Here is a 22,495-nt window from a genome sequence, read left to right as displayed (position 1 = left end):
GATGAACGCAGCTTACTACCTGCTGGCCATCGCCGCGGGGCTTGGCATTACCCTGCAGACCACGCTGAATGGTCAACTCGCTAAAGGTGTGGGTGGAGATTCCGTAGCGGCGGCGCTGTTCTCATTTACTGCAGGTGCGGTATGCCTGGGCTTCTTTTCATTGATGCGCGGCGGGATAGTGGCCTCACTGGCGGCTATACCTGCCCAGCCCTGGTGGAGCCTGTTGGGCGGTCTGCTGGGTGCCGGTGCCTTGCTTAGTTATGTGGTGCTTGCGCCAAAAATCGGTCTGTCAGCCCTGCTGGGCCTCGCTATCGCAGGTCAGATTATCTCTTCACTGGTTATCGATCATTTCGGATTGATGGGGGCATCGGAAAGGCCGGTGTCTCTCGTCAAGTTGGCCGGGGCGATGGTGATGCTCGCAGGCCTGGCAATCGCCTTGTTCGGTGATAGGTGGTCAGCGCTTTTCTCCAACTGACTGCCTTGTTTGCCCCATCCTGTTTCGTAGGACGCAACCATGTTTAAAACCCTAACCGGCACCACAAGTCTTCTTGGCGAGTGCCCTATCTGGTGTGAAAGAACCGAACGCCTGTTCTGGACCGACATCTCCGGTTGCGAGTTGCGTGCTCTGGACCCCGAAAACGGCGAAGTGCAGCGTTGGTCCCTGCCAGAGCCGCTAGGGTCATTTGCCCTCACGGCAGACGAAGACATATTGCTGATGGGACTGGCATCCTGCCTGGGCTACTACAACCTGAGCACTGGTCGTTTCAGCAAAATCACAGCCACCCCTGGCGTGGCAGGAACCCGGATCAATGATGGCCGCTGCGACCGTATGGGCAACTTTGTGTTTAGCACTATGGATGCCGGTGAGCCGGTGCAAACTATAGGGCGATTTCACCGGTTCAATGCCGCGACGCTCAAGACTGAAACGCTGGACCTTCCCGAAGTGGCGATCCCGAACAGCATCTGTTTTAGCCCGGACGGTTCCACCATGTACTACGCGGACTCCCTGCAAGAATGCATTTTCTGCTGCGATTACCCGTCGCTAGAAAACCAGCGTGTATTCACTACAGTCAACGGTCAGGGTGCTCCAGACGGTTCTTGTATTGATGCGCAGGGCTTTCTCTGGAATGCGGAATGGGGCGGTAGCAGAGTCGTGCGTTACGCGACTGACGGCAAAGTTGACAGCGTGATCGACTCCCCGTGTATTCAGACAACTTGCCCGGTGTTAGCGGGACCTGGTTATAAAACGCTTTACTGCACCAGCGCACGGATAGGGCTGGATAAGCCGGCAGATTTCGATAGCACGCTGATAAAAGCCGAAGCCGTTTTAGCTGCCGGATCCCCTGAAGAGCGATTTACAGGACGACTGCACTGAATAGTAGGTTCTAGCCTGTCGCGCCGTTCTGAATGCCAACATGGTAGACGCGTATGAATGACCGGTTCTGGCCGTTTGCCGCCGTTCACCTTCGATGGATCTAAGCTATTTGCACCAGGTAACGCTAGTAGCCAATCAGGAGATTTCTGCCAGCTATGCACGCAGACCTACTGAGGCTCCCGCTGCAAACGACTGTGCAGGCCGAACGCACTTGACTGCGCTGGCCTGTGAAACTAGCCAGATCTTCCTGACCTAGGGATGGAAAAGTTAATGACTGAGGTTGATACATCCTCTCAGTTGCACCCTGGCTACCCACACCTTATAGTTCGCCCCGTCGCCAGCCTTGGCCAGCGACAGGGTTTCGCAGCCCTAAAAACTATTACCTGTACCGTCAAACTCGACGCAGCCGATTCACAGCTGTCTCTCGTTTTATGGCGGTTGTGCGTGGGAGACCTTCGGGTCTGCCGGGTCTGGTAATAGTCCTCCGGTCTGCGAACCCGCGCACAGCTGCCACCCGTTTGTTTCGCAGCAAAAGGTGGCAATTTTTCTTTTTAAGGACTATTACCATGACTACTCAACACCCGCCCCGCCGCTTCACCCCCATGTCCCAAACCGCAACCGAATACCCTGTCCTGCTCATCGACAGCGACGCCCCGCTCAGCGAGCTCCATGCCTGCGCCAGCGAGCGTCTCAATGCTGCCCTCGCCTACCTGCACCTGATGGCCTGTTCCAATGTGTCCGACTACGCCGAGCATGACGTTAATACCGTGGCCAATACCGCGCGGATCATGATCCAGGACGTGTCGGATGTGTTTACGGTGATGGAGCGGCGCGGTTTTGATGTGCCTGCTGTGAGTTGACGTGATGTGAGCTGTGAGGAAACCCGCTTTGGCGGGTTTTCTGGTTTTTGGGGCGGCTACTGCCTGGCGGTCTTGATGGTCACAACGTTTTTTCTAGGCGGCTCGCCAAACTGGCGCTTGTATTCTCGACTAAGGTACGCGGTGATAGGCGTGATGCTTGATTCACACGCCCCTCTTTTATTGGCGGAAATGGCTGTTGGAAACCCCGGCTTCTGTGGCGAGGGAGCTTGCTCCCGCTGGGGCGCGAAGCGGCCCCAACAATGGGACTGCTACGCAGTCCAACGGGAGCAAGCTCCCTCGCCACAATTACCGGCTATGCCTTAACTGACTGGCATTAGCGCAAGCCCGCTCGCCACAGTGGGCTTGTTTGCCATCATCACAATCTGTGTCAGGCACTGGATGTTTCTTTATGATGTGGCCTTTCGCTTAATGCCCCAGGAACCTCCCATGCCCGCCCTCACCTTCCGCAACGCCCTGCCCGCCGACGCCGCGCGTTGCTTTGAAATCGAAACCAGCGCCTACGAAGGCGACGAAGCCGCGACGCTGGAGAAAATCGCCACGCGTATTGCGCAGTACCCCGAGGGCTTTTTGATTCTGGAGGCGGATGGCGCGGTGGTGGGGTTTATCAATTGTGGCTGCGCCCATCAGGTGGTGATGTCGGATGAGGCGTTCAAGGAGTTGGTGGGGCATGCGGCCGAGGCGCCGAATGTGGTGATCATGTCGGTGGTGGTCGACCCGGCGCAGCAGGGTAAGGGCTATTCCAAACTGCTGATGACTGAGTTTGTGCAGCGCATGCGCGCGATGGGCAAGCAAACGATTCATTTGATGTGCAAGGAGCAGCATGTGCCGTTGTATACGCGCATGGGTTACGGCTATGTACGGCCGTCGCCGTCGGAGCATGGCGGGATGGCGTGGCATGAGATGGTGATGGGCCTTTAGGCCGTTAACTTTCTGGTCGTGTTTATGTAACGGGATTTACGCCCGCCAGCCATCATTGAACGGGCAGCTGTGTTGCAACAGGTAAGAAGCTCGCCTCTATTGCCTTTTCTGACAGCCAAGTTGAAACGTCATACGCGGTTTTGAGCCACGGCCTATAGACCGCACCCATCGTTACATGAGCGCAGTCACCAGCAGTTTTGAGCAGTTACATCTGCAAAAAATCACCTTATTGAATGCCTTGGCAGGGCTCTGTAGTTTTCGAAAGGAATCGCCGGATCAGGTTCTGGCGATACGTTTTCTTAAAGATCGCCGAGGTACGTCCATGTTTCCAATCACCCGTACGCCCTACACTCCCCCTTCGCACATCCAACACATGCATGAGGCAGCTCACCGTGCTCCCTTGGATCGCGAGCCCCAGGCCTTGCATACAATCATGTCCCCAAGGGGCAAGACGGAAAACCAGGCAGATTTCCCGCTGGTCAATTCGAATACCAAACTCTGGGCCAGCCTCGAACACCGAATTGATAGCGACACGCCCTTTCGCAACAAGATGGATGACACTGCCGGTGACGATGCCGAAGTGTTCGATCCAGAGACGCAAACATGGCAGCCTACCCAAGCACTCGGCGGGGGGCTGCACGCCAATCTTGGCGACGCTTACCGCGAAGCCATCGATTTCGAAATCAAGGCCGACAACATGGGCGGCTGGCAGCGAGTGTGAGTCGCTGACGGTGTTAGGCTCCGTGGAGGGTGTTCTAAGCGCTAGACGAACCCGGCCCACACCTTCGGCCGCTCGCAGGAGCTGTCTCTGCTGATGGAAGGCGCACAGGTTGTGGCGCAAAACAAAGGGTTTGATCAGGTGGGTGAACGGCTGCTGCATATGGTGCGCCAGCGGCTTTGAGGAGCGAGAACGCATGAGCATGATTGAAATCAGCGACCAACCCAACCCCGACGCCGAGCGCCTGCTGGGCGATGGCCTCGCCGCCTTCAATGAGGCCTTCACCGGCTCCAATGATCGGCGGCCACTGATGGTGTTGCTCAAAGACCCGGACACTCAGCAGCTCCTCGGTGGCATCACGGGTAAAACCACCCTGGGCATGGCCTTCCTCGACCTGTTCCACTTGCCCGACGCCCTGCGCGGTTCGGGCCTGGGCAGCCAGTTGCTGCAGGCCTTCGAAGACGAGGCGCGGCGCCGGGGCTGCCAGCATGCGGTGCTGTACACCTTGAGTTTTCAGGCACCGGGGTTTTACGAGAAACAGGGGTGGGTGCGGTTGGGTGAAATACCCTGCCAGCCCGAAGGCAGCAGCCGGGTGTTTTTGTCCAAACAGCTTTGAAGCTGACGCCCCCGGCGGTCTGTGCAATGATCGCAACTCGTCTCAAGGGATGGAGCCACCGCCATGTCGCTGAACACCCCGCCTCACCCTGCGCACGCGCCACGCTTCTGGCGTGACGAGCGCTTGCCGTTCATCGAGGCGCGCACCATCGCCGACGGGCGCAAGGTCACTTACACCCGTCACGCCCACGAGCATTTTTCCATCGGCGCCATCACCAGTGGGCGCAGTTATTACCACTATGGCGCGCAGACCTTCGAGATCAGCGCCGGCACGGTGGTGTTGATGAACCCCGGCGATGTGCACGCGTGCAACCCGATCCACGACCAGCATTGGTCGTATCACATGATTTACCTCGACACACCGTGGCTGACGGACCTGCAATACCAGCTGGGTTTCAGTACCGAGCAGGGTTATCGGCCGTTCAATACGCCGCATACCCGCGACACGGTGTTGTATCACGGCCTGATCGAGCTGTACGGCATTCTGTTGGATGAGCAGGCCGAGTTGCTGCAGAAAGAGAGTGCGCTGGTGAGTTATTTCACCGAGGTGCAGCAGCGCCTGAACCCGTCGCTGACGCCGCTGCGTGAGGTCAACCACAAGCTGGAGCGCGCCGCTGAGTACATCCGCGCGCACTGCACCGAAGCGTTGAAGCTGGAGGATATTTGCCTGGCGGCCGAGCTGTCGCCGTCGTATTTGATTCGTGCGTTCAAGCAGTATTACGGGCTCACGCCCCATGCGTTTCTGGTCAACCGGCGCATTCAGTTTGCCCGCACGCAATTGCGCAATGGCGAGCTGATCGCCGATGTAGCCCTGGCCGCCGGGTTTGCCGACCAGGCGCATTTTCAGCGCACCTTCAAACTGCATTTCGCCGCCACGCCGGGCCAGTACCGCGACTTGCTCAAGCCATCAGCAAATAACCCACACTGGCCACCAGCAACGCGGCCATTGAGCGGTTGAACAGCTGCACGCCTTGCGGGTTGCTCAGGTAGCGCCGCAAAAACGTGCCGGCGTAGGCCCAGCACGCCACCGACAGGTAGCAGATCACCAGGTACAGCGCCGCAAACAGCCACACTTGGCGCGCATCGCCATCGGCCACGAACAAGCCCATGCCCGCCACACAGGCCAGCCAGGCTTTGGGGTTGAGCCATTGCATGATCGCGCCGTAGAGCATCGATGGCGCGGTGGCAGTGCCTTCGGCGTCGAGTCGGCCATCGTCGACCGCGAGTTTCCAGGCCATGTACAGCAAAAAGGCGACCCCGCCCCACTGGATCAACTGGGTGAGGATCGGCCAGCGCACCAGCACTTCATGCAGGCCCAGGCCGATCAGCACCAGCAGCAAGGTAAAACCGACGGCGGCGCCGACTACGTGTTTCTGGCTGGCGGCAAAGCCAAAGCGCGCGCCGGAGCTGAGCGCCACCACGTTGACCGGGCCGGGGGTGATGGACGTGGCCAAAGCGAAGGCGGCCATGGAGATGATCAAGCTCATTGCAGTTCCTTTTGGTGATGCCGAGTGACGATGGCTTCACGGTAAAGGGCTGAACGGCGGTGGTATTGAAGAAAATGCCCCTGAGGTCTTGGAGGCTTTGCCTGAGAGCGTTTCAGGTCGCCATGTTCCCTTTGTGGCGAGCAGGCTTGCCCTGCGTTGGGTGGCGAAGCCGCCCCAATCCAGGCGGCGCGGTGAGTCAGGCAGAAAGAGCTGGGGCTGCTTCGCAGCCCAACGCAGGGCAAGCCTGCTCGCCACAACAAGCCTGTTTTCCATAACAAGCCTGTTTGCCACAACAGCCTGCTCGCCACAATGGCCCAGTCGTTATGCCGCTGGCATCTGGGTGATGATGTCTTCCAGGCCCAGCACCCGGCCGTCTTCGGACACGATCTCGACCTTGCGCAGCGGCTTGAGCAAACGTGCATCCAGCAAGTGGGTGGCGACATCGGCCGGCTGCGTGAAGGTTTCGCCCCATTGCGCCAGGGTCACCAGTACCGGCATCAGCGCGCGGCCTTTGTCGGTGAGTTGATATTCGCTGCGCGCGCCCACTTCACTGGTTTGCAACAGGCCTTGTTCGACCATGTCCTTGAGACGCGTGGCGAGGATGTTTTTCGCCACGCCCAGGTGTTTTTGGAAGTCACCGAAGCGCGTCACCCCGGCGTAGGCGTCGCGGATGATCAGCAGCGTCCACCAATCCCCCACCACGTCGAGTGCGCGGGCGACCGGGCAACAGTCGCCTTCCAGGCATTTGCGTTTCATCGTCGGGCCTCCGGGCAATCAGAAATATTAGGTTGCATTATAGGACCAACAGGCTCAAGATAAAAACGGTTTCATTATTAAACCTAATTCGTCGCCTGGAGTGCATCATGGATATTCGTGGAAAAGTGGTGTTGGTTACCGGTGCCAATCGTGGCCTGGGCAAAGCGTTTGTCACCGCGCTGCTGGCAGCGGGTGCGGCCAAGGTGTATGCCGGTGCACGTGACCCGGCCAGTGTGGATATCCCCGGCAGCACGCCGATTCCCCTGGACATTACCGACCCGGCCAGCGTGCAGCGCGCCGCCGAGCAATGCGGCGATGTCAGCGTGTTGATCAACAACGCGGGCTGGCTCAAGTACGGCTCGTTGCTGGCCGAAGACAGCATCGAAAACCTGCAACAGCACTTTGAGGTGAACACCTTCGGCACCTTGCGCCTGAGCCGCGCCTTTGCGCCGATCCTGGCCAAACAAGGTGGCGGTGCGTTGATCAATATCCTCTCGGTACTGAGCTGGCTGAGCCCGCCCGGCTCCGGCGGCTACAGCACCTCCAAGTCGGCGCAGTGGGGTCTTACCAATGGCCTGCGTGGTGAATTGCGCGAGCAGAACACCTTGGTGATCGGCGTACACCCGGCCTATATCGACACTGACATGGTGGCGGATGTGCAGGCGCCAAAAAGCACCCCGCAGGAAGTGGTTGCCATTACCCTCAAGGCATTAAGTGAGGACCGCGAAGAAGCGCTGATCACCGACATGACCCACGCGGTAAAAGCTTCGCTGTCCACCGACAGCCCGGTGTATTTGAGTCATTGAGCAAGCGCACACTGCCCAACGGTCTGAATGTGGGAGCAGGCAAGCCTGCTCCCACACTAGTCAGCTTCCAGGCAAGCCAGCTCCCACAGGTTTTGCTTTTGATTTGAGGCGCTACGGGCTCACAACCCGCGGTTACGCAGCCATTGCAAAAAGCCTTTCTTGACCGGCACCACCGTCGCGTCCTGGGTCAGGGCTTGCGCGGCGTGCACACGAAAATCCAGCAGTGCCTTCATCGCTTCGCTGATGTCGTGGCGCGCGTCCAGGCAGGGTTTGAGGTATTCATTCTCGATGCGGTACAGCGTGCAGAAGGTCTTGGCGGTGAAGTCCGCCAGCGCCGCTTGATCGGACAAAATCCCCGACTCGCCAATCACCTCGCCCGGCCCCATGCGCCCGGCTTCGAACTTGTGGCCATCCTTGATCAACATCACCGAGACCACGCCGGACTCGACGATAAACAAATGGTCGCTGACCTCCCCCGCCGGCAGGATCATCTCGCCGGCACGATAGGTGTGCAGGGTCATGTTCTGGCTGAAGGTGTCTTTTTCCTCTTGGCGCAACGTGGAGAAAATCGACGAACGCTCCAGCAATGCCCGTGCGTGGGACATCACCGGCGGCGCGCTGCTTTCAGTGGCCGACAGCAGGCCCACGCCCGCTGCTTGCAGGTGGCGGAACGCCAGGTCGTAAAGCTGGTTACGCACTTCGCGCTTTTGGCCCATGGCCGGCACGAACCCGCTGATCTCGTATTCCACGCCGCCACTGGCCGAAGTTTTGAACGCCACGCTGGGCGCGGGTTTGGCCAGCAATGGCCGGCAACCTTGCATCGCACGCTCCAGCGCTTCGATCACGGTTTGCGGGCGCGCATGCGGGCTGACTTGCAGGCTGACCGCCAGGCCGAACATGTCCGCCGGGCGTGAGAAGTTGATGATCTTGGCCTTGGCCGCCAGGGAGTTGGGGATCACCGCCATGCTGCCCTGGGAGGTTTGCAGGCGTGTGGCACGCCAGTCGATGTCAGTGACGCGCCCTTCGGTGCCGTCGATGGAGATCCAGTCATCTACCTGATACGGCTTGGTGGTGTTGAGCACGATCCCGGAAAACACGTCGCTCAAGGTGCTTTGCAGCGCCAGGCCGACGATGATCGCCACCGCGCCGGAAGTGGCGAGCACGCCCTTGACCGGCAAGTCGAGCACATAGGCCATGGCGGCGATGATCGCGATCAGGAAGATCACTGCGCCCAGCAGGTCTTGCAGCAAGCGCCCGCCGTGCCCGACGCGATTCATCATGACCGTGCCGAGCAATACCGTGAGGGTGCGCGCTGCGAACAGCCACCAGCCGATCTGCAACGCCGTGGCCGCCAGGTGCAAGGCGGTGTTGTCGCCATAGGGCGCAAGCTGCATGGGGTTCATGCCGTCGTTGAACAGCACGGCGCTGAACACCGCAAAGATCGCCAGGCGCGCCGCCAGCTTCCAGTTGGCGAGGTTGGCGGAAATAAGCCGCCACACGGCGATGTCGATAAAGATCAGCGCCACGGCGCACAGCATCGGGTGATCAGCGATAAATGAGGGCATCCAGGCGACTCCAGGGTGTGTGGCGAGAAGATCGCATGAATCGGCAATACTGAATAACAAAATGTGGGAACAGGCTTAATGTGGAAGCAGGCTTTGTGTGGGAGCTGGCTTGCCTGCGATGCGGACACCTCGGTATGACTGATAAACCGAGGTGATGCCATCGCAGGCAAGCCAGCTCCCACACTAACCCGCTCCACACAGAGGGTATGTGGCAACCCTTGGGTCTTGCGCTTACTTGGCGCCAGTCAGCGCGTTATAGCTGGTAAACAGGTTGCGATAGTCCGGGATATGGTTGGCAAACAAGGTACCCAGGCCTTCGATATCGTTGCGCCAGTCGCGGTGCAGCTCACAGGCCAGGCCGAACCAGGTCATCAGTTGCGCGCCGTTGGCCGACATGCGGTCCCAGGCCGAATCGCGGGTGATTTCGTTGAAGGTGCCGGACGCGTCCGTCACCACGAACACCTCAAACCCTTCAGCCAGAGCCGACAACGCAGGGAACGCCACGCAAACCTCGGTTACCACACCGGCGATGATCAGTTGTTTCTTGCCAGTGGCCTTGATCGCCTTGACGAAATCTTCGTTGTCCCAGGCATTGATCTGGCCAGGGCGCGCAATGTACGGCGCGTCCGGGAACAGTGCCTTCAGCTCCGGTACCAGTGGGCCGTTGGGGCCGGTTTCGAAGCTGGTGGTGAGGATGGTTGGCAGCTTGAAGTACTTGGCCAGGTCAGCCAGGGCCAGCACGTTGTTCTTGAACTTGTCCGGTTCGATATCTCGCACCAGAGACAGCAGGCCAGCCTGATGATCAACCAGCAGAACGGCAGCGTTGTCCTTGTCCAGACGCTTGTAGGGAGTAGTCATGAGTGCTTCCTCTTTTCCATGGGCGACAGCCATCCTTGGCCGGTAAACCGGCCTGGCCATCTGGGTTGGGTGTTGCGGGTTGAATCAGGAGTGCATCTGGCCGAACTGGCCGGACTGGAAGTCGGCAAAGGCCTGGTGAATCTCTTGCTCGGTGTTCATCACGAACGGGCCGTGGCCGACGATAGGCTCATCAATAGGTTCGCCGCTGAGCAGCAGGAACATCGCATCGTTGTTCGACTCCAGGGCGAGTTGGTCGCCGTCGCGTTCGAACAACGCCAGTTGCCCTTCGCGCACCAGTTCCTGGCCATTGACCTGCACCGTGCCTTTGAGCACTACCAGCGCGGTGTTGCGCCCGGCGTGCAGGTCGAGGGTCACAGACTTACCGGCATTGAGGCGCACATCCCACACGTCGATCGGCGTGAAGGTGCGGGCCGGGCCTTGTTTACCGGCAAACTCACCGGCAATCAGGCGCAGGCTGCCGGCGTTGTCGGCCAGGGGTAACGACGGGATATCGCCGTCGAGGATGGTCTGGTAGCCGGCATCGGTCATTTTGTCCTTGGCCGGCAGGTTGACCCACAACTGCACCATTTCCAGCGCGCCGCCCTTTTGGGCAAACGCTGCGGAGTGGAACTCCTCATGCAAGATGCCTTTGGCCGCCGTCATCCATTGCACATCGCCTGGGCCAATGGTGCCGCCAGCGCCGGTGGAATCGCGGTGCTCGACTTCGCCCTTGTAGACGATGGTCACGGTTTCAAAGCCGCGATGCGGGTGCTGGCCTACGCCACGACGTGCTTGGGTCGGGGTGAAATCGGCCGGCCCGGCGTGGTCCAGCAACAGGAACGGGCTGATGTGCTTGCCCATGGTGTCGTAGGAAAACAGCGTGCGAACCGGAAAGCCGTCGCCTACCCAATGGCTGCGTGGGCTGGTGTAGATACCGATGATATTTTTCATGGCGTTTCTCCAAAGGCGTGAAAGCAGTGCATGTACACAGCTTAAATCCGCTACCTTTACCGCGCTAGACGGCAAAAATAACCCTTAGCGTTCTATTTGGAGAACGATAGTGGAAGACCTCAACACCCTCTATTACTTCACCCAAGTGGTCGAGCACCGTGGTTTTGCCGCCGCGGGCCGCGCGCTAGACATGCCTAAATCGAAGCTCAGCCGGCGTATCAGCGAGCTCGAAGAGCGCCTGGGTGTGCGCCTGATCAACCGCACCAGCCGGCATTGTTCGCTCACCGAAATCGGCCAGGTCTATTACCAGCGCTGCCTGGCCATGCGGGTGGAGGCCGAAGCCGCTGCCGAAGTGATCGAGCGCAACCGTTCCGAGCCCCAGGGCATTGTGCGTTTGAGCTGCCCCACCGCCCTGCTCAACTCCTGGGTCGGGCCGATGCTGACCCGCTATATGCTCAAATTCCCGCTGGTGGAGTTGCACCTGGAGAGCACCAACCGGCGCGTGGATGTGATTCACGAAGGCTTTGACATCGCCCTGCGCATTCGCTTTCCGCCCTTGGAAGACACCGATCTGGTGATGAAGGTGCTTGGCAACAGCACGCAGTGCCTGGTGGGCAGCCCGGCGTTTGTGTCGCGCCTGTCCAGCCCGCCATTGCCGGGGGATTTGAATGGGTTGCCGAGCGTGTATTGGGGCTCGGCGCAGCGTGAGTACCAGTGGGAATTGTTTGGCGAGAACGGTGCCAGCGCGGTGATTCGACACTTCCCACGGATGATCACCGATGACCTGTTGGCGTTGCGCCACGCGGTGTGCGCCGGGGTGGGTATTGCGCACCTGCCGAGTGTGGTGGTGCGCGAGGACATTGCCGCCGGGCGCCTGGTCAACTTGATCCCGGGTTGGTCGCCAAGGACCGGGATCGTGCACGCGATTTTCCCTTCGCGCCGTGGGCTGTTGCCGTCGGTGCGCACCCTGATTGATTTTCTCGGCGAGGAATTCGCGCACAGCGACATGGCCTGATTCAACTGTGGGAGCTGGCTTGCCTGCGATGCAGACACCTCGGTCTTTCAGTAGAAACGCGGTGATGCTATCGCAGGCAAGCCAGCTCCCACAGAAAAACAGACCTACGCCGCGGCCAGCAGCGCTTGGCGCTGGCGCAGCAGCTGGAACGCCACAAACGCCGAAACCGCAAAGCTCGCCTGGATCATGATCATCGGCGTGGCACTGCCATCACGCAGATGGCTCAGCAACAGGCCACTGCACGTCGCGCCAAACATCTGCGAAAAGCCCATCAACCCCGCCGCCAACCCCGCACGATGGGCGTTGGGCATCACCCCGCCCGTGACAGAGCCCGGCAACACCAGGCCGCCGCCGAGGGTGACCAATGCCACCGGAATATCCAGGCCCAGCGCCGACAGGCCGAACAGCTCGTAAATCACCACCGCTAGAATCCCGCCGATGGCGACCAGCGTCACGCCTATCGACACAATGCGTTGCGGCCCCAGGCGCAGGATATTGCGCCGGGTGTAGGTAGAGCCAACGATCAGCATCGACACGATCAGGCCAAAATTAAGCCCGTACTCCAGGCTGCTGAACCCCAGCAGGTTGATAAACACCGCCGATGAACCCGCGATCACCGCGAACATCGCGCCGTAGGTACAGGCCAACGCCACCGCGTACGCCCGAAACTGGCGGCCCTTGAGCAGATCCAGGTATTGGCCGCCGAGGGTGCGCCAATGCCCGGCCTTGGGGTCCAGAAAGTGATTGCTCTCGCGAAAGAACAACAGCGCCAACACCAGCACCACACTGCCGATCACCAGCGCCAGCACGATCGGCGCCTGCCAGCCCAGCAGCTTGATCAGCAGGCCACCGATCATCGGCGCCACGACGATGGCGTAGAGCATGCCGATCATGGTCAACGCCAGCGCCGGCCCCGCTTCGGCCTTCCACACATCACGCACCACCGTGCGCGCCAGCACCAGCGCGGCGCAGGCGCCCAGGCCTTGCAGCACGCGGGCGGCAATGAACTGTTGAATGTCGCTGACCAGCAGCATCGACAGGGTTGCCAGCACATACAGCGCCAGGCCGCCAAGTAGCACGGGGCGACGGCCGATGCGGTCCGACAGCGGCCCGAACAGCAATTGCCCAAGGCCAAATGCAGCCACAAATGCCGACAACGCCATCAACGCCGAACCCGCTGGCGCCGCCAGTGCCTGCTCGATGGCGCCCAGGCCGGGGATGAGCAATTGGGTCGAGACTTCACCGAGTGCGGTGAGCGCCACCAGTAAAAACAACAGGCTTCGCGACGGGGCCGGGGCGTTCGACATAAGGAATATCCGGGGGCTGGATTAATTTATATTTCGACCATAATATGAGCAAAAAATTATGTCCATAATTTTTTATCCATTGGCCACCCCTGGAGCCCGTCATGCGCCCTCTTCCCCTGCGTCTTCTCACGCCCCTGGCCCTGTTGATTATCCTCAGCGGCTGCAACAGCAAGGCCGACACCGCCGCCGAAGTGCCCCTGCCGCGTCCCGTTCTGGCCGCCAAGGTAGAAGCCGCCGGCACCCAGCAAAGCGCCTACACCGGCGTGGTCGCGGCGCGCACCGAAAGCGATTTGGGCTTCCGGGTCAGCGGCAAAGTCATCGAACGCAAGGTCGACCCCGGCCAGCATGTCGCCCGTGGTGACACCTTGCTGGTACTGGACATCGGCGACTTCGAACTGGCCCTGCGCTCGGCCAAAAACCGCGTCAACGCCGCTCAGGCCCAATTGCGCCAACGCCGTGATGACGAAAACCGTTACCAGCGCCTGGCCAGCACCGGCGCCGTGTCGCGGCAGATCTTCGACCAGTCGGCGACCAACCTGCGCGTGGCCGAAGCCGAACTGGCCGCGGCGCAATCGGATGCCAGCCAGATCGAAAACCGCCGCACCTACTCGGTGCTCAAGGCCGACGGCGACGGCATCATCACCGATGTTCGCGTGGATCGCGGCCAAGTGGTCGCCGAAGGCCAGATCGTGGCGCGCCTGGCCCACGACGGCGCCCGCGAAGCCATCGTCAACCTGCCGGAAAACCAGCGCGACCAAGCCGCGCAAAAAGCCCTGGCCTTCCCGTTCGGCGCACAGGACCAGGCCGTGACAGCCACCCTGCGCGAGCTGTCGGCGAGTGCCGACCCGACCACCCGCACCTACCGCGCACGCTACGTGCTGCATGGCGCCGTCGACCGTTTCGCCCTCGGCTCTACCATCACCGTGCGCCTGCAAGGCAATGGCCAGGCCCAGCAAACCCGCGTGCCCATCGGCGCGTTGCAGGATGCGGGGCAAGGCACCGGCGTGTGGGTGATCGGCGCGGACGACAAGGTCAGCTTCGCCCCCGTTAACGTGGCCAGCCTCGGCCAGGAAGACGCGCTGCTCGACAGTGGCGTAACGCCCGGCCAGATCGTAGTCGCCCTCGGCGCGCACTTGCTGCACAGCGGCGACACCGTGCGCCTGCTGCCGGCCCAGGCACTGGCCCTCAACCGTAAACAGGACCACTGAGCATGCGCGGCATCAACCTCTCCGAACTGGCGGTAAAGCACCGCGCCGTCACGCTGTTTCTGATCATTGCGATCCTCGCCGCCGGGATCTTCTCGTTCGGCAAGCTGGGGCGCGCCGAAGACCCGTCGTTTACCGTCAAGGTCATGACCATCACCGCCGCCTGGCCCGGCGCCACCGCCCAGGAGATGCAGGAACAGGTCGCCGACCGCCTGGAAAAACGCCTGCAGGAACTGGACTACTACGACCGCGTCGAGACCATCGCCCAGCCCGGTTTTGTGTCGATGCGCATGACCTACAAGGAGTCCACGCGCCCCAGCGAGATCCAGGACCTGTTCTACCAGACCCGCAAAAAACTCAGCGACGAAGCGGCGAAACTGCCCAAAGGCGTGATCGGACCGTTCTTCAATGACGAATATTCCGATGTGTATTTCGCCCTGTATGCGCTGGAAGCCGAACACCTGCCCCATCGCCAGCAAGTGCAGATGGCCGAAGACTTGCGCCAGGGCTTGCTCAACCTGCCGGGCGTGAAGAAGGTCAATATCCTCGGCGAGCAGGCGCAGCGGATATTTGTCGAGTTCTCCTATGAGCGCCTGGCCACGCTGGGCATCAAGCCGGACCAGATCTTCGCCGCCCTCGCCGCACAGAACGCCGTGGCGCCGTCGGGCTTTGTCGAAACCGCCGGCGCGCGTGCCTATATCCGCATCGACGGCGCCTTCGACAGCCTGGCGCTGATCGAAAACGTACCGCTGGAAGTCAACGGCCGTGTGCTGCGCATTGCCGATGTGGCGACCGTGAGCCGTGGTTATGAAGACCCGCCCAGCTACCGCATCCGCCATCAGGGCGACCCGGCGCTGATGCTTGGCGTGATCATGGAGAAACACTGGAACGGCCTGGAACTGGACAAAAGCCTCAAGGCCCAGGAAGCCAGAATCCAGGCAGACCTGCCGCTGGGGGTGAACTTCGCCAAGGTCTCCGACCAAGCGAAAAACATCAGCCTGGCGGTGAATGAATTCATGCTCAAGTTCTTCGTCGCCCTGGCCGTGGTGATGGTGATCAGCCTGTTGGCCCTGGGCTTTCGCGTCGGGCTGGTGGTGGCTGCTGCGGTGCCGCTGACCTTGTCGGTGGTGTTTGTGATCATGCTGATCACCGGACGTGAATTTGACCGCATTACCTTGGGCGCGCTGATTATTTCCCTGGGTTTGCTGGTGGACGATGCGATCATCGCCATCGAAATGATGGTGGTAAAACTCGAAGAAGGGTTTGACCGGATTCACGCTGCCACGTTTGCCTGGAGCTCCACTGCGGCGCCGATGCTCACCGGCACCTTGGTAACCATCATCGGCTTTCTGCCGGTGGGTTTTGCGCGCTCCGGCGCCGGCGAATATGCCGGCAATATCTTCTGGATCGTCGGCTTTGCGCTGATCTCATCCTGGCTGGTGGCCGTGGTGTTCACGCCGTACCTGGGCGTGAAGTTGCTGCCGCAGATCAAACCGGTACCAGGCGGGCATGACGCGATTTACGCCGGCCGTTATTACCAGAAACTGCGCAGCCTGGTCGAAGCCTGCGTGCGCCAGCGCTGGCTGGTCACTGGCCTGGTGGTCGGTGCCTTTGTACTGTGCGTGCTGGGCATGGGCGTGGTGAAGAAGCAGTTTTTCCCCAACTCCGACCGTTCCGAGCTGATCCTTGAGGTGTACATGCCGCCCGGCAGCGCCTTCAAAAGCACCGAAGCGGTGGCGGCGCAGCTGGAAAAAGCCTTGCTGCAAGAGCCGCAGACCAGCCTGGTCGACACCTATGTGGGCGGCGGCGCACCACGTTTTTTCCTGTCGCTGAACCCCGAGCTGCCCGACCCGGCGTTTGCCAAACTGATTGTGCAAACCCCGGATTCCCATGCCCGCGATGCGCTGAAACTGCGCATGCGCGAGCGCATTGCCGCCGGCGAATTCCCGGCAGCGCGGGTGCGCGTCACGCAATTGCTGTTTGGCCCGCCGGTGCCGTTCCCGGTGGTGTTTCGTGTGTCCGGGCCGAACCTGGATGTGCTGCGCGGGGTGTCCGAAGACGTGCGCCGTGTCGTGGCGGCCAACACGCTGACCAAGGACGCTTTCCTCGACTGGGGCGAGCGCACCAGCGGTTATCGGCTGGTGCTGGACCAGGACCGCCTGCGCCTGCTGGGCTTCACGCCCAACGAGGTCAAATCCCAGCTCAACGCCCTGCTCAGCGGCAACCCGATCACCGAAGTGCGCGAAGGCAACCGCACCGTCTCGGTGGTCGCGCGCGCCCAGGGCAACCAGCGCGAAAACCTCGGCAACCTCAACAACATGACCCTCACCAACAGCGCCGGCACCTCGGTGCCGCTGGCCCAGGTCGGGCACTTCCAGGCGGTGATGGAAGAGCCGATCCTCAAACGTCGCAACCGTGCAAGCACCGTGGAAGTGCGCGCCGACATCATCGACGGCGTGCAACCGCCCGACGTGGAAATGGCCGTGTACAAAGACCTGCAACCCTTGATCGCCAAGCTGCCCGCCGGTTACCAGATCGAGATCGGCGGCCCTGTGGAAGAAAGCGCCAAGGCCAACGTGGCGCTGGCGGCACTGTTCCCGATCATGATTTTGCTGACCCTCACGGTGATCATGTTCCAGGTGCGCTCATTCGGCGTGATGTTCATGGTCTTTGCCACGGCGCCGCTGGGCTTGATTGGCGCGGTGCCGACCTTGCTGCTGTTCAACCAGCCGTTCGGGTTCAACGCGATTCTGGGCCTGATCGGCATCGGCGGCATTCTGATGCGCAACACGCTGATCTTTACCGACCAGATCCGCCAGAACCAGGACCATGGCATGGCGGTGCGCGAGGCGATTATCGAAGCCACCGTGCGCCGGGCGCGGCCGGTGATCCTGACCGCATTGGCGGCGGCGCTGGCGTTTATTCCGTTGACGCTGTCGGTGTTCTGGTCGTCCCTGGCCTACGTGCTGATTGGCGGGGTGCTGGTAGGCACCGTGTTGACGCTGCTGTTCCTGCCGGCGCTGTGCAGCCTGGTGATTGGGCGGGAGCGCACGAAGGCCGTTGAAACTTCCCACGTAACCACCGGATAAGCTCTACAGAGTTGTCCTGAAAATCTCTGCAAAGTCCTTCGCCTGATCACACAGTGCGAGGGATTGCAGATGGTTTTTCCGACTTACAAGGTTGTCTTTTGATCGCCGCCACCGGCCAGACTATTGGCCTGTTGGTGCTGGCGGCCATGGATTCGAAGACGCGCGACGTCGAGTCCGTGCTTGGCGATTTCCGGCGCTGCCTCAATACCTACGATGCCTGGGCAGAAAGCTTTTTCAGCTTTTCAGCGCTGGACGTCGAACAGGTGTTCAAGGTCGGTGACGAAGTGGCGCTGGTGGCGCCGATCGACCGTTCGATCATTCCCAGCACCACCGTCGCCACCTGCCAGGCCAACGGCACGTTGACCCTGGTGCACATGTTCCAAAGCGCGCGCTTTGTGCCCATCGGCAATACGCCGGTGGTGCTGCAACGCGTCGACCCCAACGGTGGCCCGTTGGGCGAGCCGATCCACAAGACCATCGGCCCTGGCGGCATTCTCGAAATCACCGAGTGTGATCGCAACCAGCAGTACCGGGTCAATTTTTACCCCAACGTTTCCAGCGAACACTTCAAAGCGCTGTATGCCTCGTATCAGTCGGTGATCGCGCCGCTGGAAGGTTGGCTGCGCAGCGAGTGGAGCGGCACATTTGCGCCACTGTGGCAGGACTACTCCGAGGCCAATTTCCTCAAGCGTTATCTGTTGCTGGACCAGGCGTATGCCAAGGGGTTTGGCCAGGCGCTGTACTCACTCTGGGACAGCCTCAAGCAGCTGTTTGAGTGGCTTGCACACCCGCTGGGCAACGCTGAAAAGCTGCTGAGCTATCTGTCCCAGGCCGAGTTTGAACAGCTGCTGAATGTGAGCGCCGAGGCGCTTGCGAAAGGTCTGTTGGTGCTCAGCGATGAGCCGCTGTTGTTCATCTACCTGTCGGCCATGGTCAGTTGGATGCGGTTGTTGCCGCCTGCGTACATGAACGAGTTGCTGGGCGAGATCAGCGCCGACGTGCTGATCAACCTGGTGCTGGCCCTGGCCACGGGCGGTATGGGGATTGCGATACGCATGAGCGCCCAGGTGCTGGGCGGCATCAAGTCTCGGCGTGCGCGTGAGTGGTTGGAGCAACTGGCCGGGCAATTCGGTAAATCTCGCTTGGGTGAGCATGTCGAGGCGGCCAAGCCGATCTTGCTGGGCAGTGCCGCGACGCCGATCAAGACCGTGCCGGTTGCGCCGCTGAAGGCTGGGGATCAGTTGGTTGCCAACCCGGTGCCGGCGGTGCGCGGCAAGACGCAGCAGACCGCGTTGGTGCGCCAGGAACCTGTGGATGATGTGCCGGCTTCGGGCAAGAACCTGAACGGCGATGCGGCGGCCCCTGCGGACAAAACCGTCACCCACGGTTGCCCCGTTTCGATGGTCACCGGCGAGGAATTGCTGACCCTCACCGATGGCACGTTGGACGGGATTTTGCCGTTTGAGTGGACGCGGGTGTATCGCACCAGTGCGGTGGAAGTCGATTGCGGGTTGGGGTTTGGCTGGAGTCATTCGCTGGCGCAGCGGCTTTCTGTTTCCGGTGATTCGGTGGTGTGGACGGATCATGAGAATCGCCGTACTGAGTTTGTGCTGCCCTCCGCTGCTCGACCGGCGATTACCAATAGCTTGGCTGAAGCGGCGATCTATTTGGGGGAATTGCCCGATGAACTGGTGCTGGCCCAGGCGTCGCGGTTCTACCACTTTCAAGAGGGTGTGCTGACCGCCATCAGCGATGCATATGACAACCGGTTGCGGGTTTTCCGCGATCGTTTGGGGCGGGTTGAGCGGCTGGACAATGGTGTAGGTCGCTCGCTGTTTCTGCGTTATGAGCTGGGCCGCATTGTGGCGGTGGACTATCAGGTTCATCGGGCCAAAGGGCATGAGCCGTTTGAATGGGTCACTGAGCAGAAAGTTGTTTCCTACGCCTATGACGAACTTGGCCGACTGGTCTCTGCGACCAATGCGGTGGGTGAAAGCGAGGTTTATCGCTACGACGAGCAGCACATCATTCTTGAGCGCGGGCTGGCCGGTGGGGCGAGTTTCTTTTGGGAATGGGAACGGGCTGGCAAGGCGGCGCGGTGTGTTCGGCATTGGGCCAGCTTTTCGCAGATGGATACGCGGTATGCCTGGGGTGACGACGGCCGTGTCACGGTGCATAACGCTGATGGTAGCCGGGAAGTGTATGTCCACGATGACCGTGCGCGACTGGTGCAGCGCATTGATCCGGACGGTGCTGAGCACTTCAAGTCTTATGACGACAAGGGCCGGCTGACGGTCGAGCAGGACCCGCTTGGGGCGGTGACGGCGTATCAGTACGACGACGCCGGACGCTTGGTGGCGCTGTTTCCGGGGGACGATGAGCCGACGTCCTACGAGCATGACAACGGTTTCGTGCGGGTTGTACGCCGTGGTGAGGCCGTTTGGAAGTATGAGCGTAACGATCAGGGCGACGTCATTCGCAAGACCGATCCTGACGGCAATATTACGGACTACAGCTACAACAAATATGGGCAGCTGACGGGGGTTTGGTTTCCCGATAACAGTTGCCATCGGCTGGTTTGGAATGAGCGTGGGCAGTTGCTTGAGGAGCTGCTGCCCAATGGGGGTATCAAGCGTTATCGCTATGACGACCTTGGTCGGCAGGTTGCCCGCGAGGATGAACAGGGAGCGCTGACCCAGTTTCAGTGGGACAGTGTGGGTCGGTTGATTCGTGTCGTATTGCCAGGCGGTGCAACACGCGAATACAGCTACAACGCCTACGGAAAAATCACCGCCGAACACGACGAACTTACCCACGTCACCCGCTACGAATACGCCGACGGCCTGCACCTGATCAGCCGCCGAATCAACGCCGATGGCACCCACGTCAAGTATCGCTACGACAATGCGCGCCTGCTGCTGACCTCGATCGAAAACGAGGCAGGCGAAACCTACCAACTCGATTACCACCCCAATGGCCTGATCCAGCAGGAAATCGGCTTTGACGGCCAGCGCACGGCTTACGTGTATGACCTCAACGGCAACCTGGCGGAAAAAACCGAACACGGCGACGACGGCAGTCAGCTCGTTACCCGTTACAAGCGAGACCACGCCGGGCGCCTCGTAAGAAAAACCCTGCCGGACGGCAATGTTGTCGACTATGCCTACGACCGCCAAGGCAACCTCCTAAGCGTCGACGACGGCCACTGGGCGCTGGCCTACGAGTACGATCCACAAAACCGCCTCACCGCCGAACACCAAGGCTGGGGCACCTTGCGCTACGGCTATGACGCCTGCGGCCAACTGCACAAACTGCGCCTGCCAGACAATAACCGCCTCACCTTCAACCACGACAAAGGCGGCCACCTTTCCACCGTCGAACTGAACGGCAAAACCCTCACCTCCCATCTGTTCAAGACCGGCCGCGAACACCAACGCCAGCAGGGCCAGCTCCTCAGCCACTACCACTACGACGACCAAAACCGCCTGCACACCCACGCCGTCAGCCAACAGCAACACACCCTTTACCAACGCCAATACGACTACGACAAAAGCGGCAACCTCGCCCGCCTGCTCGACACCCGCAAAGGCGAACACCACTACCACTACGACCCCCTCGCCCGCCTGACCCGCGCCGACCACTCGCAAGACGTGCAGGAACGCTTCGGCCACGACCCGGCTGGCAACCTGCTCATGCAAGACCGCCCCGGCCCGGACATCGTGGCGGGGAACCGGTTGATGATTCAGGGCGATCATCACTACGACTACGACGCCTTCGGCAATCTGATCCGACAGCGACGTGGCAAGGGTCATCAGCTCGTCACCGAGTACCGTTACGACTGCCAGCATCGGTTGATAGGGATCACACAGCCCAACGGGCAAACCGCCAGCTATCGCTATGACCCGTTTGGACGGCGGATCAGCAAAACGGTGGACGGAAAAACCACGGAGTTTTTCTGGCAAGGCGACAAGCTGGTAGCTGAACACCACGCGGACTGCCATCGCAGCTATATCTACGAGCCAGATAGTTTTCGCCCGTTGGTACTGCTGGAAGGCTTTGGCCCACAAGAAACAAAGCCCTTTCACTACCAACTCGACCACCTCGGCACGCCACAGGAACTGACAAACCCCGAAGGCGAAATCGTCTGGTCCGCGCACTACCGCGCCTACGGTGAAATCGCCCGCCTAGACGTCAGAAAAATCGACAATCCGCTGCGCTTCCAGGGCCAATATTTCGATGCGGAAAGCGGGCTGCACTACAACCGCCATCGCTACTACAATCCAGATATTGGTCGCTACCTGACGCCGGACCCGGTGAAGTTGGCGGGTGGGATTAATGCGTACCGGTATGTGCCGAATCCTACGGGGTGGGTGGATCCGCTGGGGCTGAGTAATTGTCCTGGCAGCGGTGCATGCAAACCCACTGCGACTGTAGAACCGCCCAAGCCAAACGTTGATGACGGAGTACCTGCTCTGCCTCACTTGGCGAGAGCTGAACGACAGGCAAGAATAGGTGAACTAACAGAGTCGAATGCCAAGCATAGAGTGTTGAGCTGGGAAAAAAAATACAACATGCATGCCACTGAAAAGCACGGCCCCGAAATACCAGACCACGCTTTAAAACAACGCTCCATAGACGGTACAAACCCAACCACAGGCAAGAAAGGGCCGATAAATTCAAGCTCTCAATTTAAAACCTGGAAAATGCAACTCCACGCTATAAACAAGGCCCTAGGTAAAATGCAGGGCGATTCGCCATCACCGACAGGTTTCGACAAACAGGGCAATCCTGTGGTTATAGTTGAATTGCCTGGAGCAGGTCGAGGTTACAAACCTAACAGCAAAAACCCAAAAAACCCAAAATATATAGAAAACATGGATAGAGCTGAAATCAGATTTGATAAAAACAACCCAACTCGACCATTCACCGCATTTCCTAAGTGAGCAGCC

18 protein-coding genes are annotated in these 22,495 nt (G+C 60.3%); 12 read left to right on the top strand and 6 right to left on the bottom strand.

Features of this window, described 5'->3' with window-relative positions:
- Nucleotide 1: 1 nt before the first annotated feature.
- The 7 genes from HU759_RS12305 (at nucleotide 2) to HU759_RS12275 (ending at nucleotide 5,465) form a co-directional block, all read left to right on the top strand.
- Complete coding sequence (locus HU759_RS12305) at nucleotides 2-475, top strand: DMT family transporter (protein ID WP_099548728.1); 474 nt, start codon at nucleotides 2-4, stop codon at nucleotides 473-475.
- A 39-nt stretch (nucleotides 476-514) separates the two neighbouring features.
- A complete protein-coding gene (locus HU759_RS12300) occupies nucleotides 515-1,375 on the top strand; it encodes an SMP-30/gluconolactonase/LRE family protein (protein WP_099548727.1) in 861 nt (286 codons plus the stop codon).
- Between the two features lie 566 nt (nucleotides 1,376-1,941).
- A complete protein-coding gene (locus HU759_RS12295) occupies nucleotides 1,942-2,235 on the top strand; it encodes a hypothetical protein (protein ID WP_056859523.1) in 294 nt (97 codons plus the stop codon).
- 447 nt (nucleotides 2,236-2,682) lie between these two features.
- Nucleotides 2,683-3,174 (top strand): GNAT family N-acetyltransferase, encoded by a 492-nt coding sequence (locus tag HU759_RS12290; protein ID WP_170038530.1) that lies wholly within the window; start codon nucleotides 2,683-2,685, stop codon nucleotides 3,172-3,174.
- Between the two features lie 175 nt (nucleotides 3,175-3,349).
- Entirely contained in the window at nucleotides 3,350-3,895 is a 546-nt protein-coding gene (locus tag HU759_RS12285; RefSeq protein WP_186618317.1) for a hypothetical protein, read from the top strand.
- 193 nt (nucleotides 3,896-4,088) lie between these two features.
- On the top strand, nucleotides 4,089-4,508 hold the full coding sequence (locus tag HU759_RS12280) for a GNAT family N-acetyltransferase (RefSeq protein WP_186618318.1): 420 nt from the start codon (nucleotides 4,089-4,091) through the stop codon (nucleotides 4,506-4,508).
- 63 nt (nucleotides 4,509-4,571) lie between these two features.
- Entirely contained in the window at nucleotides 4,572-5,465 is an 894-nt protein-coding gene (locus tag HU759_RS12275) for an AraC family transcriptional regulator (RefSeq protein ID WP_186618319.1), read from the top strand.
- Here the strand turns inward: HU759_RS12275 and HU759_RS12270 are convergent.
- Nucleotides 5,407-5,994 carry a LysE family translocator gene (locus tag HU759_RS12270; protein WP_170038538.1) on the bottom strand — a complete coding sequence of 196 codons (588 nt, stop codon included), beginning with the start codon at nucleotides 5,992-5,994 and terminating at the stop codon, nucleotides 5,407-5,409. The two genes, HU759_RS12275 and HU759_RS12270, sit on opposite strands and share 59 nt — an antisense overlap.
- A gap of 321 nt (nucleotides 5,995-6,315) precedes the next feature.
- Nucleotides 6,316-6,750 (bottom strand): helix-turn-helix domain-containing protein, encoded by a 435-nt coding sequence (locus tag HU759_RS12265; protein WP_186618320.1) that lies wholly within the window; start codon nucleotides 6,748-6,750, stop codon nucleotides 6,316-6,318.
- Nucleotides 6,751-6,857: 107 nt separating this feature from the next.
- On the opposite strand from HU759_RS12265, the gene HU759_RS12260 reads away from it, so the two are divergent.
- Complete coding sequence (locus tag HU759_RS12260) at nucleotides 6,858-7,556, top strand: SDR family oxidoreductase (RefSeq protein WP_186618322.1); 699 nt, start codon at nucleotides 6,858-6,860, stop codon at nucleotides 7,554-7,556.
- 119 nt (nucleotides 7,557-7,675) lie between these two features.
- Here the strand turns inward: HU759_RS12260 and HU759_RS12255 are convergent, their stop codons facing one another.
- The 3 genes from HU759_RS12255 to HU759_RS12245 form a co-directional block, all read right to left on the bottom strand.
- Nucleotides 7,676-9,121: a mechanosensitive ion channel family protein gene (locus HU759_RS12255; protein ID WP_186618324.1), complete on the bottom strand. Its 1,446-nt coding sequence runs from the start codon at nucleotides 9,119-9,121 to the stop codon at nucleotides 7,676-7,678.
- 231 nt (nucleotides 9,122-9,352) lie between these two features.
- Complete coding sequence (ycaC, locus tag HU759_RS12250; protein WP_138453962.1) at nucleotides 9,353-9,979, bottom strand: isochorismate family cysteine hydrolase YcaC; 627 nt, start codon at nucleotides 9,977-9,979, stop codon at nucleotides 9,353-9,355.
- A gap of 84 nt (nucleotides 9,980-10,063) precedes the next feature.
- The gene (locus tag HU759_RS12245) at nucleotides 10,064-10,930 is read right to left on the bottom strand and encodes a pirin family protein (protein ID WP_186618326.1); all 867 of its coding nucleotides are present in this window, start codon (nucleotides 10,928-10,930) and stop codon (nucleotides 10,064-10,066) included.
- A 109-nt stretch (nucleotides 10,931-11,039) separates the two neighbouring features.
- Here HU759_RS12245 and HU759_RS12240 point away from each other — a divergent pair, with 109 nt between their 5' ends.
- Nucleotides 11,040-11,945, top strand: coding sequence for a LysR family transcriptional regulator (locus HU759_RS12240; RefSeq protein ID WP_187699730.1), 906 nt, complete (start codon nucleotides 11,040-11,042; stop codon nucleotides 11,943-11,945).
- Nucleotides 11,946-12,049: 104 nt separating this feature from the next.
- Here the strand turns inward: HU759_RS12240 and HU759_RS12235 are convergent, their stop codons facing one another.
- Nucleotides 12,050-13,252 (bottom strand): multidrug effflux MFS transporter, encoded by a 1,203-nt coding sequence (locus HU759_RS12235; RefSeq protein WP_186618328.1) that lies wholly within the window; start codon nucleotides 13,250-13,252, stop codon nucleotides 12,050-12,052.
- A 101-nt stretch (nucleotides 13,253-13,353) separates the two neighbouring features.
- On the opposite strand from HU759_RS12235, the gene HU759_RS12230 reads away from it, so the two are divergent.
- The 3 genes from HU759_RS12230 to HU759_RS12220 all read left to right on the top strand — a co-directional run bounded on the left by HU759_RS12230 (nucleotide 13,354) and on the right by HU759_RS12220 (nucleotide 22,489).
- The gene (locus HU759_RS12230; RefSeq protein WP_186618330.1) at nucleotides 13,354-14,460 is read left to right on the top strand and encodes an efflux RND transporter periplasmic adaptor subunit; all 1,107 of its coding nucleotides are present in this window, start codon (nucleotides 13,354-13,356) and stop codon (nucleotides 14,458-14,460) included.
- A gap of 2 nt (nucleotides 14,461-14,462) precedes the next feature.
- Nucleotides 14,463-17,546, top strand: coding sequence for an efflux RND transporter permease subunit (locus tag HU759_RS12225; protein ID WP_186618332.1), 3,084 nt, complete (start codon nucleotides 14,463-14,465; stop codon nucleotides 17,544-17,546).
- A 146-nt stretch (nucleotides 17,547-17,692) separates the two neighbouring features.
- Nucleotides 17,693-22,489, top strand: a complete 4,797-nt coding sequence (locus HU759_RS12220) for an RHS repeat-associated core domain-containing protein (RefSeq protein WP_217858162.1) — start codon at nucleotides 17,693-17,695, stop codon at nucleotides 22,487-22,489.
- Nucleotides 22,490-22,495 lie beyond the last annotated feature (6 nt).

Source organism: Pseudomonas sp. OE 28.3 (genome assembly GCF_014268205.2).
Lineage (GTDB): Bacteria > Pseudomonadota > Gammaproteobacteria > Pseudomonadales > Pseudomonadaceae > Aquipseudomonas > Aquipseudomonas edaphica.
Note: the sequence above shows the minus strand (reverse complement) of the source record. Positions and strands in the feature narration are given on the sequence as shown.